At 63.1% G+C, this 14,655-nt stretch carries 16 protein-coding genes and 6 pseudogenes; 11 read left to right on the plus strand and 11 right to left on the minus strand.

What is annotated here, in order from left to right; all coding sequences use genetic code 11:
- Positions 1-4: 4 nt before the first annotated feature.
- Entirely contained in the window at positions 5-571 is a 567-nt protein-coding gene (locus tag OZ911_RS00495; protein ID WP_016484257.1) for a cytochrome c oxidase assembly protein, read from the plus strand.
- 16 nt (positions 572-587) lie between these two features.
- Complete coding sequence (locus tag OZ911_RS00500; RefSeq protein ID WP_016484258.1) at positions 588-1,475, plus strand: cytochrome c oxidase subunit 3; 888 nt, start codon at positions 588-590, stop codon at positions 1,473-1,475.
- A 29-nt stretch (positions 1,476-1,504) separates the two neighbouring features.
- Here OZ911_RS00500 and OZ911_RS00505 read toward each other — a convergent pair whose 3' ends face one another.
- A complete protein-coding gene (locus tag OZ911_RS00505; protein ID WP_016484259.1) occupies positions 1,505-1,708 on the minus strand; it encodes a twin transmembrane helix small protein in 204 nt (67 codons plus the stop codon).
- 51 nt (positions 1,709-1,759) lie between these two features.
- Here OZ911_RS00505 and OZ911_RS00510 point away from each other — a divergent pair, with 51 nt between their 5' ends.
- From OZ911_RS00510 to OZ911_RS00530, 5 genes are read left to right on the plus strand one after another with little or no spacing between them, the layout of a single operon-like run.
- Positions 1,760-2,497, plus strand: a complete 738-nt coding sequence (locus tag OZ911_RS00510) for an SURF1 family protein (RefSeq protein WP_031311663.1) — start codon at positions 1,760-1,762, stop codon at positions 2,495-2,497.
- The gene (locus tag OZ911_RS00515) at positions 2,466-3,047 is read left to right on the plus strand and encodes a PA_0111/PP_0108 family redox-active disulfide protein (RefSeq protein ID WP_023047106.1); all 582 of its coding nucleotides are present in this window, start codon (positions 2,466-2,468) and stop codon (positions 3,045-3,047) included. Before OZ911_RS00510 ends, OZ911_RS00515 begins: the two co-directional genes overlap by 32 nt.
- Before the next feature lie 9 nt (positions 3,048-3,056).
- Positions 3,057-4,136: a COX15/CtaA family protein gene (locus OZ911_RS00520; protein WP_016484262.1), complete on the plus strand. Its 1,080-nt coding sequence runs from the start codon at positions 3,057-3,059 to the stop codon at positions 4,134-4,136.
- Positions 4,121-5,014: a heme o synthase gene (gene cyoE / locus OZ911_RS00525; RefSeq protein WP_016484263.1), complete on the plus strand. Its 894-nt coding sequence runs from the start codon at positions 4,121-4,123 to the stop codon at positions 5,012-5,014. The genes OZ911_RS00520 and cyoE overlap by 16 nt, the downstream gene beginning before the upstream one ends.
- A complete protein-coding gene (locus tag OZ911_RS00530; RefSeq protein ID WP_016484264.1) occupies positions 5,011-5,643 on the plus strand; it encodes an SCO family protein in 633 nt (210 codons plus the stop codon). The genes cyoE and OZ911_RS00530 overlap by 4 nt, the downstream gene beginning before the upstream one ends.
- Before the next feature lie 129 nt (positions 5,644-5,772).
- Here the strand turns inward: OZ911_RS00530 and OZ911_RS00535 are convergent.
- Positions 5,773-5,901: pseudogene (locus OZ911_RS00535) on the minus strand (MetQ/NlpA family ABC transporter substrate-binding protein); the annotation flags it as partial.
- Between the two features lies 1 nt (position 5,902).
- On the opposite strand from OZ911_RS00535, the pseudogene OZ911_RS00540 reads away from it, so the two are divergent.
- A pseudogene (locus OZ911_RS00540) lies at positions 5,903-5,980 on the plus strand (SCO family protein); the annotation flags it as partial.
- 129 nt (positions 5,981-6,109) lie between these two features.
- On the opposite strand, the pseudogene OZ911_RS00545 reads toward OZ911_RS00540, so the two are convergent.
- Positions 6,110-6,238, minus strand: a pseudogene (locus OZ911_RS00545) (MetQ/NlpA family ABC transporter substrate-binding protein); the annotation flags it as partial.
- Position 6,239: 1 nt separating this feature from the next.
- Between OZ911_RS00545 and OZ911_RS00550 the strand changes: the two are divergent.
- Positions 6,240-6,317, plus strand: a pseudogene (locus tag OZ911_RS00550) (SCO family protein); the annotation flags it as partial.
- 128 nt (positions 6,318-6,445) lie between these two features.
- On the opposite strand, the pseudogene OZ911_RS00555 reads toward OZ911_RS00550, so the two are convergent.
- Positions 6,446-6,571: pseudogene (locus tag OZ911_RS00555) on the minus strand (MetQ/NlpA family ABC transporter substrate-binding protein); the annotation flags it as partial.
- Between the two features lies 1 nt (position 6,572).
- Between OZ911_RS00555 and OZ911_RS00560 the strand changes: the two are divergent.
- A pseudogene (locus tag OZ911_RS00560) lies at positions 6,573-6,653 on the plus strand (SCO family protein); the annotation flags it as partial.
- Between the two features lie 128 nt (positions 6,654-6,781).
- Here OZ911_RS00560 and OZ911_RS00565 read toward each other — a convergent pair.
- From OZ911_RS00565 to OZ911_RS00575, 3 genes are all read right to left on the minus strand, one after another.
- Positions 6,782-7,552: a MetQ/NlpA family ABC transporter substrate-binding protein gene (locus OZ911_RS00565; RefSeq protein ID WP_268968542.1), complete on the minus strand. Its 771-nt coding sequence runs from the start codon at positions 7,550-7,552 to the stop codon at positions 6,782-6,784.
- Between the two features lie 64 nt (positions 7,553-7,616).
- Positions 7,617-8,288 (minus strand): methionine ABC transporter permease, encoded by a 672-nt coding sequence (locus tag OZ911_RS00570; protein WP_012269918.1) that lies wholly within the window; start codon positions 8,286-8,288, stop codon positions 7,617-7,619.
- The gene (locus OZ911_RS00575; protein ID WP_023047104.1) at positions 8,288-9,295 is read right to left on the minus strand and encodes a methionine ABC transporter ATP-binding protein; all 1,008 of its coding nucleotides are present in this window, start codon (positions 9,293-9,295) and stop codon (positions 8,288-8,290) included. The genes OZ911_RS00570 and OZ911_RS00575 overlap by 1 nt, the downstream gene beginning before the upstream one ends.
- Before the next feature lie 227 nt (positions 9,296-9,522).
- On the opposite strand from OZ911_RS00575, the gene katE reads away from it, so the two are divergent.
- Positions 9,523-11,667: a catalase HPII gene (gene katE, locus OZ911_RS00580; RefSeq protein ID WP_023047103.1), complete on the plus strand. Its 2,145-nt coding sequence runs from the start codon at positions 9,523-9,525 to the stop codon at positions 11,665-11,667.
- Positions 11,668-11,774: 107 nt separating this feature from the next.
- On the opposite strand, the gene OZ911_RS00585 is transcribed toward katE, so the two are convergent.
- The 4 genes from OZ911_RS00585 to zur form a co-directional block, all read right to left on the minus strand.
- On the minus strand, positions 11,775-12,482 hold the full coding sequence (locus OZ911_RS00585; protein ID WP_016484268.1) for a PA5502 family lipoprotein: 708 nt from the start codon (positions 12,480-12,482) through the stop codon (positions 11,775-11,777).
- Between the two features lie 127 nt (positions 12,483-12,609).
- Complete coding sequence (gene znuB, locus OZ911_RS00590; RefSeq protein WP_016484269.1) at positions 12,610-13,392, minus strand: zinc ABC transporter permease subunit ZnuB; 783 nt, start codon at positions 13,390-13,392, stop codon at positions 12,610-12,612.
- Positions 13,385-14,158 carry a zinc ABC transporter ATP-binding protein ZnuC gene (gene znuC / locus OZ911_RS00595; RefSeq protein WP_016484270.1) on the minus strand — a complete coding sequence of 258 codons (774 nt, stop codon included), beginning with the start codon at positions 14,156-14,158 and terminating at the stop codon, positions 13,385-13,387. Before znuC ends, znuB begins: the two co-directional genes overlap by 8 nt.
- Positions 14,155-14,640: a zinc uptake transcriptional repressor Zur gene (gene zur / locus OZ911_RS00600; RefSeq protein WP_016484271.1), complete on the minus strand. Its 486-nt coding sequence runs from the start codon at positions 14,638-14,640 to the stop codon at positions 14,155-14,157. Before zur ends, znuC begins: the two co-directional genes overlap by 4 nt.
- Positions 14,641-14,655 lie beyond the last annotated feature (15 nt).

A 14,655-nucleotide genomic window follows, 5' to 3' on the forward strand; every position in this document is an offset into this window, starting at 1 on the left:
TGTCATGAACGGCCTGTCGCTGAAACGCCTGGTAACGCGCCTGTTGATGCTGACGGTGGTGATGTTCGCCTTCGGCTTCGCCCTGGTGCCGATCTACGACGTGATGTGCAAGGCCTTTGGCATCAACGGCAAGACCGGTGGGCAATACGAGGGCAGCCAGGTTAGCGACCCGTCGCGTTCGGTGCGGGTGCAGTTCATGTCGACCAATGCCAGTGACATGGTCTGGGATTTCTATTCCACTGCCGACCAGCTGGAGGTCAACCCGGGTGCGGTGAACCAGATGATATTCGTTGCGCACAATCCGACCGATCGGCCGATGAGCGCGCAAGCCATACCCAGCATCACCCCGGCCGAGGCCGCGGCGTACTTCCACAAGACCGAGTGCTTCTGTTTTACCCAGCAGGTGCTGCAGCCCGGCGAACGCATCGAGATGCCGGTGCGCTTCATCGTCGACCGCGACCTGCCGGCCAGCGTGAAGCACCTGACACTGGCCTACACCTTGTTCGACATCACCGCTCGCCACCCGCCGGTCGCGCATGTTGCGGCCCAGGACGTCCAGGGCGCCCGTTAAGGGAAGGAGAACAGCAATGGCAAGTCATCAGCACTACTACGTTCCGGCGCAGAGCAAGTGGCCCATCATCGCCACCATCGGCATGTTCATCACGGTGTTTGGCCTGGGCACCTGGTTCAACGACATGAAGGCCGGCCACCCGGAATCGCACGGGCCGCTGATTTTCTTCGTGGGCGCTTTGTTCCTGGCCTACATGCTGTTCGGCTGGTTTGGGGCGGTGGTCAAGGAGAGCCGCGCCGGGTTGTACAGCCCGCAGCTGGACCGCTCGTTCCGCTGGGGGATGAGCTGGTTCATCTTCTCTGAAGTCATGTTCTTCCTGGCCTTCTTCGGTGCGCTGTTCTACGTGCGCGTGCTTGCCGGGCCGTGGCTGGGAGGTGAAGGCGCCAAAGGGGTTGCACACATGCTGTGGCCGACTTTCGAGTTCACCTGGCCGCTGCTGCACACGCCGGATCCGAAACTGTTCCCGCCGCCCAAAGAAGTAATCGACCCGTGGCACCTGCCACTGATCAACACGATCTTGCTGGTCAGTTCCAGTGTGACCATCACCATCGCCCACCACGCCCTGCGCCGTGACCACCGTGGTCCGCTGAAATTCTGGATGGCCCTGACCATCCTGCTGGGGCTCAGCTTCATTGCATTGCAAGCCTTCGAGTATCACGAAGCCTATACCAAGCTGGGGCTGACGCTGGGGTCGGGGATCTATGGCGCGACGTTCTTCATGCTCACCGGGTTCCACGGTGCCCACGTGACCTTGGGCACGATCATCCTGATCGTGATGTTCGTGCGCATCTTGCGCGGGCATTTCAACCCCGAGAAACACTTCGGCTTCGAGGCAGCCAGCTGGTATTGGCACTTCGTCGACGTGGTGTGGGTGGGGTTGTTCATTTTTGTGTATGTGCTGTAGGGCCAATCGCCGGCAAAACGAGTGCAGTTTCAGAAGGGGGCGTGTGAAACCAGCTGACCGCTGAGCAAACCCCAGGCGACCAGGGCAATTGTCAGGGCCGCCAGGGTCACCCGCACGGTCAGAGCCTTCAGCAGACGCGTCGAGTTTTCGTCGTCCTTGACCAGAAACACCAGGCCACTGAACAGGCTGGCAATCGTGGCCAACAGCATCAGGACAATCGCGGCCTTGAGCATGGCGCTACTCCGGGGGGATGCGGTGATGTGGATAAGTATAGCGAGGCGCCCGTGAGGCGGTTTCGCCCAGGCTGGATTCCGACCCTGGTGGTGCTTGCACTGCTGCCAGGGCTGATCGCGCTTGGCTGCTGGCAACTCGGCCGGGCCGAGGAAAAGCGCGTGCTGCTGGCCACTTATGCCGAACGGCGGGTCGAAGCGCCGATCGCCACGGCCCAGCTCGCATCAAACGACGACAACGCCTTCCGCCGCGTGCACCTGTACGGCCGCTTCGATGCCGAGCACAGCGTGCTGCTGGACAACCGCATGCGCGATGGCCAGGCCGGTGTCGAACTGCTGCAACCCTTCCATGACCAGGCCAGTGGCCAGTGGCTGCTGATCAACCGCGGCTGGCTGCCATGGCCAGACCGCCGCGTGCCGGTGCATTTCAATACCCCTCCACAGGCCTTGGCACTGGACGCTTCGGTGTATGTGTCGCCCGGCAGCACGTTCCAGCTGCATCCCGACCCTGAAGGCGGCCAATGGCCGCACCTGCTCACCGCCGTTGATGCCGCGCAGCTATGGCCGCAGCTAGCCCGCGAAGGCTATGCCCATGAGTTGCGCCTGGAGCCCGGCCCGGCGGCCTATCGCCTGGACTGGCCGGTTGTCGCCATGGGCCCGGAAAAACACCTGGGCTACGCCGTGCAGTGGTTTGCCCTGGCGGGTGCACTGGTTCTGCTTTACCTCTATTTCGGCTGGCACCACAACAAGGAGAAACGCCATGGCCACCGCCACTCCACTGGACGTGCCTGAACGTAGCAAACCCAGAGCCCGCGGGCGTTTGCAGCTTTTGCTGATCCTGCTGGTAGTGCTCGGGCCGATGATTTTGGCCACCAGCATGTACAAGCTGAAGTTCTGGGTGCCGGAGGGCCGCAGCTACCACGGCGATATGATCGGCAACGGTGAGAGCCGTACTGATATCGGCGTGTCAGGCGAGGACGAGCGTTGGCAATTGCTGGTCAGCGCCCCCGAAGCCTGTGCCGAGGACTGCCAGCGCCTGGTGTACCTCGCCCGGCAGATCCAGGTGGGCCTGGGCCGCGACGCCAGCCGTGCCAGCCATGCACTGGCCACAGCCCAGCCGCTGAGCGCCGACTACCAGGCGCTGCTGGGCCGCGAGTACCCGCAGCTGCAACGCTACCCGCTGGATGCCCCGCGCTATTTGCAGAAGGTGGGCGAGCCTGGCCCGCAACTGTGGATCGTCGACCCCCACGGCAACCTGGTGCTGCGTTACGACGGCAAGGCCAACGGCAAGCATGTGCTGGATGACCTGCGCCACCTGCTCAAGCTGTCCAACATCGGCTAGGAGCCTGCCATGGCCAGACCTGGATTCCGCATCGCTGTGTTCGCCACCCTGCTGGCACTGCTGGTTGTCCTGCTCGGTGCCTATACCCGCCTGACCCATGCCGGCCTTGGCTGCCCTGACTGGCCGGGTTGCTATGGCTTCATCAGCGTACCCAAGAGCGAGGCCCAGCTCGCCCATGCCGAGCTGCACTTCCCCGATCACCCGGTGGAAGAGGCCAAGGGCTGGGCCGAGATGGTCCATCGGTATTTCGCAGGTACCTTGGCCATGGTGATTGCCCTGCTCGCCTTCCAGGCGCTGCGTCGGCATGCCCGCGATGGCCAACCGTATCGCCTGCCGGTGCTGCTGCTGGGTGTGGTGCTGGCCCAGGCAGCCTTCGGCATGTGGACGGTTACCCTGAAGCTGTGGCCGCAGGTGGTCACGGCGCATTTGCTGGGTGGCTTTACTACCTTGAGCTTGTTGTTCCTGTTGTCCTTGCGCCTGTCCCGTGCCTTTGCGCCTTTGCCGAAACTGCCGTTGAGCCTGCGGCGGATCGCTGCGCTGGCCTTGTTGGTGGTGATCGGCCAGATCGCTTTGGGGGGCTGGGTCAGTGCCAACTACGCAGCAGTCGCCTGCATCGACCTGCCTACCTGTCACGGCCAGTGGTGGCCGGCGGCGGACTTCAGCAATGGCTTCCACCTGACGCAGCACGTCGGCCCCAATTACCTGGGCGGGCAACTGGACAGTGATGCCCGCACGGCCATCCACATCAGCCACCGCCTGGGCGCGCTACTGGTGACTTGCGTGCTGCTGATGCTCAGCTGGAAGCTGCACCGCTGTGGCCTCCCCGGCCTGGCGCGGCTGGTAATGCTGGCGCTGGCCCTGCAAGTGGGCCTGGGTATCAGCAACGTGGTGTTTCACCTGCCGCTGGCGGTAGCTGTTGCGCACAATGCCGGCGGGGCGCTGTTGCTGCTGAGCATGGTGCTGGTGAACTACCGCATTCGAGTGGTCGACAAGGTTCGCGTGGGCGTCGGCCAAGGCTGGCGCCTGCGGCCGGTGGCCGGTGTGGGCATCTCCCATCACATGAGGAACGATTCGTGGCGACGCTTCTGAGCGCACGGCGGGCCAGTTGGCGCGATTACCTGGAGCTGACCAAGCCCAAGGTGGTGGTTCTGATGCTGATCACCTCGCTGGCAGGCATGTTCCTGGCCACGCGGGCGGGTGTCGGCTGGAGCGTGCTGCTGTTCGGCAACCTGGGCATCGGCCTGTGCGCTGGCGCTGCGGCGGTGGTCAACCATGTGGTGGACCGGCGCATCGATGCGCTGATGGCCCGTACCCACAAGCGGCCGCTGGCCCAAGGCCGGGTCGAACCGCTACCGGCGTTGCTGTTCGCTCTGGCGCTGGCGCTGCTGGGCATGGCCCTGCTGCTGGTGTTCACCAACGCCCTCACTGCCTGGCTGACCCTGGCTTCGCTGCTGGGTTATGCGGTGCTCTACACCGGCTTTCTCAAACGGGCCACGCCACAGAACATCGTCATTGGCGGCCTGGCCGGCGCCGCCCCGCCGCTGCTCGGCTGGGTGGCGGTAAGCGGCCATGTCAGCGCTGAACCCTTGCTGCTGGTGCTGATCATCTTCGCCTGGACCCCGCCGCACTTCTGGGCGCTGGCCATTCACCGCAAGGAAGAATACGCCAAGGCCGATATCCCGATGCTGCCGGTGACCCACGGGGAGCGCTACACCAAGCTGCATATCCTGCTGTACACCCTGATACTGCTGGCGGTGAGCCTGCTGCCGTATGCCATCCACATGAGCGGTTTGCTGTACCTGGCCTCTGCCCTGGCGTTGGGCCTGCGCTTCCTGCAATGGGCCTGGGTGCTGTACCGTGGCAGCCGGCCGCACGCGGCGATCGGTACCTTCAAGTACTCTATTGGCTACCTGTTCGCGCTGTTCATCGCGTTGCTCCTCGACCACTACTTGTTGCTGAACCTATGACCCGAACCCAGAAAACCGTCTTCATCCTCGTCGCCCTGGTCGCGTTGATCCTGGGCCTTACCGTCAACAAGGTGCTCAATGGCCGCGACCAGGCCAACCCCGCCGAGCTGATCGATGCCGGCATCATCCTGCTGCCGCAGAGCCGCAGCGTGGCCGACGTGACCATGACCAACCAGGACGGCCAGCCCGTGCAGCTGGATGACCTGAAAGGCAAATGGTCGCTGTTGTTCTTCGGCTACACCTACTGCCCGGACATCTGCCCGACCACTCTGGCCCAGTTGCGCCAAGTGAAGAGCGAGCTGCCCAAGGAAGCCGTCGACCGGCTGCAGGTGGTGCTGGTGAGCGTGGACCCGAACCGCGATACGCCGAACCAGCTGAAGCAGTACCTGGGCTATTTCGACAAGGACTTTGTCGGGGTGGCGGGGTCGATCGAAGATACCCAGAAGCTGGCCAATGCCTTGAGCATTCCGTTCATCCCGGCCGATACCAGCAAGCCGGGGTACACCGTGGACCACAGCGGCAACCTGGCGGTTGTCGGGCCGGATGGGCGTCAGCGTGGGTTCATTCGGGCGCCCTTCAACAACCAGAAGCTGGTGGCGCAGTTGCCTGGGCTTGTGAAGCGGGATTGAGATTTAGGGCCTGCTGCACAGGCCTTTCGCGGCGCAAGGCCGCTCCCCACATGGATCGGCGTACGCCTTACTTTATGGGAGCGGCCTTGTGCCGCGAAAGGGCCGCAAAGCGGCCCCGGGGATGTTGGATCAGAACGCCGGAACCACAGCGCCCTTGTACTTCTCGATGATGAACTGCTTCACCTCTGGCGAGTGCAGTGCAGCCGCCAGTTTTTTCATGTCTTCCGAGTCCTTGTTGTCCGGGCGGGCAACCAGGAGTCAGCGTGGGTTCATTCGGGCGCCCTTCAACAACCAGAAGCTGGTGGCGCAGTTGCCTGGGCTTGTGAAGCGGGATTGAGATTTAGGGCCTGCTGCACAGGCCTTTCGCGGCGCAAGGCCGCTCCCCACATGGATCGGCGTACGCCTTACTTTATGGGAGCGGCCTTGTGCCGCGAAAGGGCCGCAAAGCGGCCCCGGGGATGTTGGATCAGAACGCCGGAACCACAGCGCCCTTGTACTTCTCGATGATGAACTGCTTCACCTCTGGCGAGTGCAGTGCAGCCGCCAGTTTTTTCATGTCTTCCGAGTCCTTGTTGTCCGGGCGGGCAACCAGGAGTCAGCGTGGGTTCATTCGGGCGCCCTTCAACAACCAGAAGCTGGTGGCGCAGTTGCCTGGGCTTGTGAAGCGGGATTGAGATTTAGGGCCTGCTGCACAGGCCTTTCGCGGCACAAGGCCGCTCCCACATGGATCGGCGTACGCCTTACTTGGTGGGAGCGGCCTTGTGCCGCGAAAGGGCCGCAAAGCGGCCCCGGGGATGTTGGATCAGAACGCCGGAACAACAGCGCCCTTGTACTTCTCGATGATGAACTGCTTCACCTCTGGCGAGTGCAGCGCAGCCGCCAGTTTCTTCATGTCGTCCGAGTCCTAGTTGTCCGGGCGGGCAGCCAGGCGTCAGCGTGGATTCATTCGTGCGCCGTTCAACAACCAGAAGCTGGTGGCGCAGTTGCCTGGGCTTGTGAAGCGGGATTGAGATTTAGGGCCTGCTGCGCAGGCCTTTCGCGGCGCAAGGCCGCTCCCACATGGATCGGCGTACGCCTTACTTGGTGGGAGCGGCCTTGTGCCGCGAAAGGGCCGCAAAGCGGCCCCGGGGATGTTGGATCAGAACGCCGGAACCACAGCGCCCTTGTACTTCTCGATGATGAACTGCTTCACCTCTGGCGAGTGCAGCGCAGCCGCCAGTTTTTTCATGTCTTCCGAGTCCTTGTTGTCCGGGCGGGCAACCAGGATGTTCACGTACGGCGAGTCGCTGCCTTCGATGGCCAGGGCGTCTTTTTCCGGGTTCAGCTTGGCTTCCAGCGCGTAGTTGGTGTTGATCAAGGCGGCATCGACTTGGGTCAGCACACGCGGGATGGTGGCGGCTTCCAGCTCACGGAACTTGATGCTTTTCGGGTTTTCGGCAACATCCTTCACGGTGGACAGGATGTTCTTGTTGTCCTTGAGCTTGATCACACCGGCCTTGTCCAGCAGCAGCAGGGCGCGGCCGCCGTTGGTGGCGTCGTTGGGGATGACCACGGTGGCGCCGGAGGACAGCTCGTCCAGCTTCTTGATCTTGGTCGAATACACCCCCAGCGGCTCGATGTGCACGCCGGCCACGCTGACCAGTTGGGTGCCCTTGGCCTTGTTGAACTCATCCAGGTACGGCTGGTGCTGGAAGAAGTTGGCGTCCAGGCGCTTTTCGGCAACCTGTACGTTCGGCTGGACGTAGTCGGTGAATTCCTTGACCTTCAGATCAACGCCTTCTTTGTCGAGTTGCGGTTTGACGAAGTTGAGGATTTCGGCATGCGGCACCGGGGTGGCGGCAACGGTCAGGGTATCGGCGTGGGCCGAGAAGGCCGCAACAGCGGCAGCAACAGCAAGCAGCTTCTTCATTGATCACTCCTTGTGAGGGCCGCGACGGCCCCCGAACGGGTCGGCCAGGCCGACCCCATTGGGGTTACTTACGGGAAAAATGCACGACCAGTTTGTCGCCCACGCTCTGCAGTACTTGAACCAGTACCAGCAGCAGTACCACGGTCACGACCATCACGTCGGTCTGGAAACGCTGGTAACCGAAGCGGATAGCCAGGTCGCCCAGGCCACCGGCACCCACCACACCGGCCATGGCGGTGTACGAAACGAGGGTGATGGCGGTGACGGTAATGGCCGCGAAGATACCCGGGCGGGCCTCCGGCAGCAGCGCGCTGGTGATGATCTGGCGGGTGGTAGCGCCCATCGACTGGGTAGCTTCGATGATGCCGCGGTCCACTTCACGCAGGGCGGTTTCCACCAGGCGCGCGAAGAACGGCGTTGCACCCACCACCAGCGGCGGGATGGCGCCGGCAACGCCCAGCGAGGTGCCGGTGATCAGCACGGTGAACGGGATCATCACGATCAGCAGGATGATGAACGGCAGCGAGCGCAGGATGTTGACCACCAGCGAAAGCAGCGCATATACGCCCTTCTGTTCGAACATTTGCTTCGGCCCGCAGAGGAACAGCAGCACACCCAGTGGCAGGCCCAGCAGCACGGTGAAGAACAGCGAGCCGAACAGCATGATCATGGTGTCGATGGTGGCCAGCCAGATTTCGGCCCAGTCGACGTTGGCAAAGAAATTCAGGGCGTCCATCAACGCAGTACCTCCATATGTACGTCAGCTGCCTTGAAGCGGGCGAACGCCGCTTCCATGTCACCGCCGATCAGGGCGAGGGTGAGCTGGCCATAGGGGACATCCTTGATGCGGTCGATACGCCCGGCGAGGATGCTGTAGTCCACACCGGTTTCGCGGGCCACGGTGCCCAGCAGTGGGGCGTAGGTGGCGTCGCCCTGGAAGGTCAGGCGCACGATGCGGCCCGGCACGTGGGCAAAGTCGTCGCGTTGCTCGCCTTCGTCGACCTGCTCGTCTTCCTGGACGAAGCGCTTGGTGGTGGGGTGCTGCGGGTGCAGGAACACATCGGCCACCGAGCCTTGCTCGACGATCTGGCCGGCGTCCATCACGGCCACGCAGTCGCAGACACGGCGGATCACGTCCATCTCGTGGGTGATCAGCACGATGGTCAGCTTCAGCTCACGGTTGATTTCGGCCAGCAGTTGCAGGACCGAGGCCGTGGTTTGCGGGTCGAGGGCACTGGTGGCCTCGTCGCACAGCAGGATCTTCGGGTTGGTGGACAGGGCGCGGGCGATGCCGACACGCTGCTTTTGGCCGCCGGACAGCTGCGCCGGGTACTTTCTGGCGTGGTCCGACAGGCCCACGCGGGCCAGCAGCTCGGTAACGCGCTTGTCGATTTCGCTGCGCGACAGCTCGCCGGCCAGAGTGAGCGGCAGGGCGACGTTGTCGGCGACTGTCTTGGAAGCCAGCAGGTTGAAGTGCTGGAAAATCATCCCGATCTGCTGGCGGAAGCCGCGCAGCTGGCTGGCGTTGAACGCGGTGACGTCTTCGCCGTCGACGATGATCTTGCCGCCGGAGGGTTCTTCCAGGCGGTTGATCAGGCGCAGCATGGTGCTTTTGCCGGCGCCGGAATGGCCGATCAGGCCGAACACCTGGCCATCTTCGATGGTCAGGCTGGTCGGATTCAGTGCGGGGATTTCCCTACCGGCAACGCGGTAGGTTTTATGTACCTGTTGGAACTCGATCACGTAGCGAACCTTGTGGGGCGCATTGAAATTTGGGTCAGCGGTTAGCTGGGGTCGCGCATTTTAGCCTTTTCCAATAGCTGTTCTTAGCATTTATTTCGTAATGCACCAATCCTTCGGGCATATCGCGACAACTGGTAATCCTGATTGAACGCTCGGCCACGCCCTCCAGTCACTACTTGGACAAGCCCTGAACGGGCAAGCCTTAAGACTGATGAGGAGAGCCGATCATGCCCAGCAAGAAAACGGACGCGCCCAAGCAGAGTGAAGCCGCCGGCACCCAGACCCCTGACCGGGCCAATACCAATGCCAAGCTGCAAAGCCTGGAGGCCGACCGCAGTGATGCGACCGGGCATGCGCTGCGCACCAACCAAGGCGTACGTATTGCGGACAATCAGAACACCCTGAAGGCGGGTGACCGCGGGCCTTCGCTGCTTGAAGACTTCATCATGCGCGAGAAGATCACCCACTTCGACCATGAGCGGATCCCCGAGCGCATCGTGCACGCACGCGGTACCGGTGCACACGGGTTCTTCCAGAGCTATGGCAATCACGCGGAACTGACCAAGGCCGGTTTCCTGCAGGATCCGGAAAAGATCACCCCGGTTTTTGTGCGCTTTTCCACGGTTCAGGGCCCACGTGGTTCTGGCGACACGGTGCGAGATGTGCGGGGCTTTGCAGTCAAGTTCTATACCGACGAGGGTAATTTCGACCTGGTTGGCAACAACATGCCGGTGTTTTTCATCCAGGATGCCATCAAGTTCCCCGATTTTGTTCACGCGGTTAAGCCGGAGCCACACAACGAAATACCTACCGGCGGCTCGGCGCATGACACTTTCTGGGATTTTGTCTCGCTGGTACCGGAATCGGCCCACATGGTCATGTGGGCCATGTCTGACCGCGCCATCCCGCGCAGCCTGCGCATGATGGAAGGCTTTGGCGTGCACACCTTCCGGCTGATCAATGCCGAGGGCGTGGCCAGCTTCGTCAAGTTTCACTGGAAGCCGAGCCAGGGCGTGCATTCGCTGCTGTGGGACGAAGCCCAGAAACTGGCGGGCAAGGATACAGACTTCCAGCGCCGTGACCTGTGGGAAGCCATTGAAACCGGTGACTACCCGGAATGGGAACTGGGCGTGCAGATTGTGCCTGAGGCTGACGAACACAAATTCGACTTCGACCTGCTGGACCCGACCAAGATCATTCCCGAAGAACTGGTACCGGTTACCCCGCTGGGCAAGATGGTCCTGAACCGCAACCCGGACAATTTCTTTGCCGAGGTCGAGCAGGTTGCCTTCTGCCCTGGCCATATCGTGCCGGGTATCGACTTCACCAATGACCCCTTGCTGCAGGGCCGGCTGTTCTCCTATACCGACACGCAACTGAGCCGGCTGGGTGGGCCGAATTTCCACCAGATCCCGATCAACCGCCCGGTGGCGCCCAACCACAACAACCAGCGTGACGCGTTGCACCAGCACATCGTGCACAGGGGCCGTGCCTCGTATGAGCCGAACTCCATCGACGGCGGCTGGCCGAAGGAAACGCCACCTGCGGCGCAGGATGGCGGCTTCGAGAGCTACCAGGAACGCGTTGATGCGCACAAGATTCGCCAGCGCAGCGAGTCGTTTGGCGACCACTTCTCGCAGGCGCGGTTGTTCTTCCAGAGCATGAGCCCGACAGAGCAACAGCACATCATCAAGGCCTACAGCTTCGAACTGGGCAAGGTGGAGCGCGAGGCCATTCGTTCCCGTGAGGTGAACGAAATTCTAGCCAACATCGACCTCAAGCTGGCCGCCGCCGTGGCCGCCAACCTGGGGTTGCCGGCACCCAAGGCGGGCACCGTTCAGGTGAAGGGCAGCAAACTGGCCGAGTCCCCCGCGCTGAGCCAGATGAACCACCCGGGGGTTGTGGGCATCAAGGGGCGCAAGATAGCCGTGCTGCTGGCCGATGGCGTGGATGCCGGCAGTGTCGACCGGCTGGTCAAGGCGCTTGAGGCGCATAGCGCACGCATCATGCTGCTTGGCCCAACCTCGGCACCGGTCAAGGCTGCTGACGGCAAGGCACTGCCAGTGGATGCGTCGATGGAGGGCATGCCTTCGATCATGTTCGACGGGGTATTGGTACCGGCCGGCAAGGCCGCGCTGGATGCGCTGGGGGCGAGTGGGTTGGCCAAGCACTTCCTGCTCGAGGCCTACAAGCACCTGAAGGCGATCGGCTTTGCCAAAGAAGGCAAGGTGCTGGTGGACGCACTGGGCCTCAAGGAAGACAAGGGGCTGTTGCTGGGCGATGACCAGAAGACGCTGGACGCTTTCGTCAAAGCGGTCGAGGGGCATAGGGTGTGGGAGCGTGAAGCTGCCGCGGAGGCTGTGCCGGCCTAAGGGCTGCTTCGACACCCCATCGCGACACAAGGCCGCCCCTACAGGGATAGCAGTTCCCTGTAGGGGCGGCCTTGTGTCGCGATGGGGAGCACAGCGCCCCCAGATTCTCAATGCTGGTGCGGAACCAGAACCACCTGCGCCGGCAGCGAGCGCTGGATTTCATGCTTCTGCTTCAGCTCGAACCCGCTGTCGATCTTGCGCACGCGTTTCTCCAGCAAGGTCTTCAGCCACGGCGCATCGTCGGTACGCGGCACCTGAAACACCACTTCGCAGTCATAGCTCACCACATCGGCGGCAATGTCATCGAGCTGGCGGCGCATGGCACGGCTGTCAGTGGTCTTCAAGGCCACCACCGTGCTTGGCGCCGTTGGGTCAATGAGGCGTGCCTGGGGCTTGGATTCGGCGGCTTTCAAGGCAGCCTCCGCTTTTTCCAGCTCGGCCTTGCGTGCCTGGGTCAGGGGGTCGCCCCCGGTCACGGCCGGGGCTTGTGGCATCAGAGCTCGGGCGCGGGCCAGGGCGGTAGCCGCTGCGTTCACATCGCCCTTTTGCAAGACGATCTGGCTGCGTTGCAGGTAGGCTTCGGCCAACTGACGCTGGTATTGCTCCAGGCGTGCGTCGTCGGGCGACTGAGCCTGCAGGGCTGCAAGCTGGTCTTCGGCGGTGGCCAGTTCGTTGCTGGCGATGTTTTGTTGCAACTGCTGCCAGGCATCGGCTTGGGCAGGTGCGGTGGCCTGTTCGACCGGCGCGCTGGAGCAGGCACCCAGGAACAGGGAAAACGCGGCAACAAGCAGATAACGGGAGGCGAACGGCTTCATTCCTGCGACTCTCTATTTGCGCAAAAAGCGAGCAAGTCTACACCCAGGTGCGCACGCTCGAAAACAGGTCTTACAGACCCTTTACCCGGCAAAAGGTTGCAAGGCGTGCCTGCACACGCCCTGTCTTTCAGCGTTTCGGCAGGGCCAGGCTCAGCAAGAATAGCACCGCCGCGCAGACCACGATCGACGGGCCAGCGGGGGTATCCTTGAACCAGGACATGGCCAGGCCACCGCAGACGGCGGTGACGCCCAGCAAGCTGGCGCCCAGGGCCATCTGCTCGGGGGAGCGGGCGTGTCGCTGCGCCGCAGCAGCAGGGATGATCAGTAGCGAGGTGATCAGCAGCACACCGACGATCTTCATGGCCACGGCAATCACCACCGCAATCAGCAGCATCAATGCCAGGCGCAAGCCGGCCACCGGCAGGCCTTCGACCATGGCCAGTTCTTCGTGCACGGTAACCGCCAGCAGCGGCCGCCACAGCGCGGCGAGTAGCAGCAACACCAGCGCACTGCCGCCGAGGATCCAGGCCAGGTCGGTGGTGCTGATGGCCAGCAGGTCGCCGAACAGGTAGGCCATAAGGTCGATGCGCACGTCGTGCATGAAACTCAGTACCACCAGGCCCAGCGACAGGGTGCTGGGGGCGAGAATGCCGAGCAGGGTATCGGAGGCCAGCGGTTGGCGTTGCTGCAAGGTGACCAGCAGGATCGCCAGCAACAGGCAGCCGATAGTAACTGCCAGCGTCGGGCTGACATCCAGGGCGAACCCCAGGGCCACGCCGAGCAGGGCCGCGTGGGACAGCGTGTCGCCAAAATAGGCCATGCGTCGCCACACCACGAAGGAGCCCAGCGGGCCAGCCACCAGCGCCAGGGACAAACCGGCAAGCAGGGCGTAGAGAAGAAAATCAGCCATGCTTGCAGTGCTCTCCGTGAACATGGGTGCCAGGGGCGACCACCGAACCGTGCAGGTCGTGGCTGTGGTCGTGGTGATGGTGGTAAATGGCCAGGCTTGGCGCGGTCTGGCCGAACAGCTCGACGAACGCCGGGTCGCCGCTGACTTGCTCGGGGTGACCCGAGCAGCACACGTGACGGTTCAGGCATACCACCTGGTCGGTGGCGCTCATTACCAGGTGCAGGTCGTGGGACACCATCAGCACGCCGCAACCATGACGATCACGCAGGCGGGTGATGAGGTTGTACAGCTCGGTCTGGCCGACCACATCCACGCCCTGCACCGGCTCGTCGAGCACCAGCAACTGGGGTTCGCGCAGCAGGGCGCGGGCCAGCAGCACGCGTTGCATCTCGCCGCCGGAAATGGTCTGGATCGGGTTGTCGATGACCTGTTCGGCGCCTACCTCCTGTAGCGCCGACAAGGCTGCTGCACGGTCTACGCCGGGCACCAGGCGCAAAAAGCGCAGCACCGACAGCGGCAGCGTGGCATCGACCTGAATCTTTTGCGGCATGTAGCCAATGCGCAGCTTCGGCTTGCGCCATACCTTGCCGCGGTGCGGCTTGAGCAGCCCGAGTACGGCACGGACCAAGGTCGTCTTGCCCGCCCCGTTGGGGCCGATCAGGGTGACGATCTGGCCGGGGGCGACCGACAGGTCGATGCTGTCGAGCACCGCCTCGCCGCCATAGGTGACGCCGACCTGCTCAAGACGGATCAGGGCATCGCTCATGCCGCGCTCCGGCAGCTGCCGCACAGGCCGACCACTTCCACGGTCTGGGTCTCGACCGCAAAGCCCACGCCTTTGGCGCTGCTGATGATGGCCTCGCTGATGCTGCTCTGCTCCAGCTCGATGGCCACATGGCAGGCCCGGCAAATAAGGAACTGGCCCTGGTGCACGTGCTCGGGGTGGCTGCAGCCGATGAAGGCGTTGAGCGAGGCGATGCGGTGGACCAGGCCGTTTTCCAGCAGGAAATCCAGCGCGCGGTATACCGTGGGCGGGGCGGCACGGCGGCCGTCCTGCTCGCTGAGCACGGCGAGAATGTCATAGGCGCCCAGCGGCTTGTGGCTTTGCCACACCAGCTCCAGCACACGGCGGCGTAGCGCGGTCAGGCGCAGGCCTTGGCGGGTGCACAAGGCGTCGGCTTCAGCCAGTGCGCTGTGTACGCAATGGGAGTGATCGTGAGGACGGTTGGCCAGCGGCGTGATGGACATGGGCAGCGACGGTTC

It is taken from the genome of Pseudomonas fortuita, from assembly GCF_026898135.2.
GTDB classification, from domain to species: Bacteria; Pseudomonadota; Gammaproteobacteria; order Pseudomonadales; family Pseudomonadaceae; genus Aquipseudomonas; species Aquipseudomonas fortuita.